Here is a 2,014-nt window from a genome sequence, read left to right as displayed (position 1 = left end):
CCCGGCGCGGCGGGTCACCGCCGTCCACGGGGCGAACTGGTCCGAGCGCTACGCCTACGACGCCGCGGGCAACATCACCGACGCGTCCTGGCCAGTGCCTGCGCAACGCGACGGGCGCGACAAGGAGCACGAGGCCGCGCAGGGCGGACGTGAGTACGCCGGCACGCTGATCCGCCGCGCGGGCAGCGTCCGTTACGAGCACGACAGCCAGGGACGGGTGACCCTGCGCCAGCACAAGCGACTGTCGGCGAAGCCGCGCACCTGGCGTTATACCTGGGACGCCGACGACTGCCTCACCGCCGTGACCACACCGGACGGCCAGCGCTGGCACTACCTGTACGACCCTTTCGGCCGCCGCATCGCCAAGCAGCGTGTCACCGACAACGGCACCGGCGATGCCGGTGGGGTTGTCGGGCGAGTCGACTTCACCTGGGACGGCGCCGTACTCGCCGAGCAGAGCCACGTCACCGAGGCCGACCTGCCAGCCCGTGTCACCACCTGGGACTGGGAGCCCGGCAGCTTCCGCCCCCTCACCCAGTCCGAACGCCGCCCATCCGACGGCGCGGACCAGGCATGGTTCGACGCCCGGTTCCACGCCATCGTCACCGACCTCGTCGGCACCCCCACCGAGCTGATCGGCCCGGACGGCAACCTGGCCTGGCGCAACCGAACCACCCTCTGGGGCGCCAGCCCACAGCCCGCCGATGGTGTCGTCGACTGCCCGCTACGCTTCCCCGGCCAGTACCACGACCAGGAAAGCGGCGCCCACTACAACTACTTCCGCTACTACGACCCCGAAACCGCCCGCTACGACTCCAACGACCCCCTCGGCCTCACCCCCNNCCCCCGCCCCCAACCCCCACACCTACGTCCCCAACCCCCTGTCCTGGCTCGACCCTCTCGGCCTCGCCCCGTATACCGGTGACAGCCCGCTAGGGAGGAGCGGTGCGCTTAACAAGGCAAAAGGGGATCTGGGAATACCGCGATCACGACACCCAGAAGAAGTTAGCCGTGTCCCGATGAGCGATAGAAACGGGCACCGCGTTCTCGGAGAGAACGGACGCCCTGTCATGACGAGGGAGTACACGTACGTACGTCCCGATGGCAGTAAGGTCATTATTCAGGATCACTCTGCTGGCCACCGGTTTGGCGAAGGCGGAATAGGTGATCGGGGTCCGCATTTTAACGTCAGGCCTCCGGAAAATACCAGGTCCGGACATGTGCCGGGAACAGATGATCACTATCCATTTGTAAGGTAGGCACGATGGCAAGTTGGCCAGATGTTCTCGATGATCCTCGCAGCATTCAGGCGATCTACGACGACAGAACCCCTCCGCTGGAATCGGTCGTGCTACATGAGATCTCTCTACATCGCGACGGTCCACGAGTGGTTCTAAGATTCGATCTTCCGGAGTACCCCACGCATCCACCCAAAAAATGGCTCAACCAGGGGCTCAATGTCGTACAGATCCAATTGATGCTTATTGGTATCCGAGATCTGTCGTTGCGTGGATGGAGTCATGAGTCTTCCGTCAATCTTTCATTGGAGAGGCAAGGCGATGCGGTCAGAGTGGCCGCATCATCGGGGTCGACGACAATAAACATTTCGGCGGAAGCGGCATCAATCGTCTCTGTTTCCGCTTATCTGTCCCCTGGGCTCCGGTGATTGAGGGCTGGGGTCGATAGGGTCATCGTTGCCGATTACCGGGCCAGATGGATCAGGGTGGTGGTGGGGTGGCTGCGGCCGGGTGGGGTGGCGAAGAGCTGATCGGGCTCCAGGTTGAAGCCGTGTTCGTGGGCCGCCGTGTTCGGTTGTGGGCGATGTGCGGTCTACGGCTGGTTCGCTTTGGTGGACCTTGGCCATCTTGCTTGTGCGGTGCGTGATCGAGGGTAACTTCATCACCATGAACTACAATGGACTGTAGTTCGGGCGAGAGGAGTAGGCGTGGTGGGGGGTGGGTTCGTCGGGCGGTCCGCGGAGCTTGCTCGGCTTGAGGCGCTGCTCGGGCGGGTG

The 2,014-nt window shown here is 63.9% G+C and carries 3 protein-coding genes; all 3 read left to right on the top strand.

Translation table 11 applies throughout. The features are described 5' to 3' along the window. Positions 1 to 94 precede the first annotated feature (94 nt). The 3 genes from FrCorBMG51_RS30650 to FrCorBMG51_RS26270 all read left to right on the top strand — a co-directional run bounded on the left by FrCorBMG51_RS30650 (position 95) and on the right by FrCorBMG51_RS26270 (position 1,666). Positions 95 to 925 (top strand): RHS repeat-associated core domain-containing protein, encoded by an 831-nt coding sequence (locus tag FrCorBMG51_RS30650; protein ID WP_052914329.1) that lies wholly within the window; start codon positions 95 to 97, stop codon positions 923 to 925. A gap of 94 nt (positions 926 to 1,019) precedes the next feature. Beyond that, entirely contained in the window at positions 1,020 to 1,259 is a 240-nt protein-coding gene (locus FrCorBMG51_RS33540; protein ID WP_086055257.1) for an HNH/endonuclease VII fold putative polymorphic toxin, read from the top strand. A 5-nt stretch (positions 1,260 to 1,264) separates the two neighbouring features. Next, complete coding sequence (locus FrCorBMG51_RS26270) at positions 1,265 to 1,666, top strand: Imm50 family immunity protein (protein WP_076842588.1); 402 nt, start codon at positions 1,265 to 1,267, stop codon at positions 1,664 to 1,666. Positions 1,667 to 2,014 lie beyond the last annotated feature (348 nt).

The organism is Protofrankia coriariae (assembly GCF_001017755.1).
GTDB lineage: Bacteria > Actinomycetota > Actinomycetes > Frankiales > Frankiaceae > Protofrankia > Protofrankia coriariae.
Note: the sequence above shows the minus strand (reverse complement) of the source record. Positions and strands in the feature narration are given on the sequence as shown.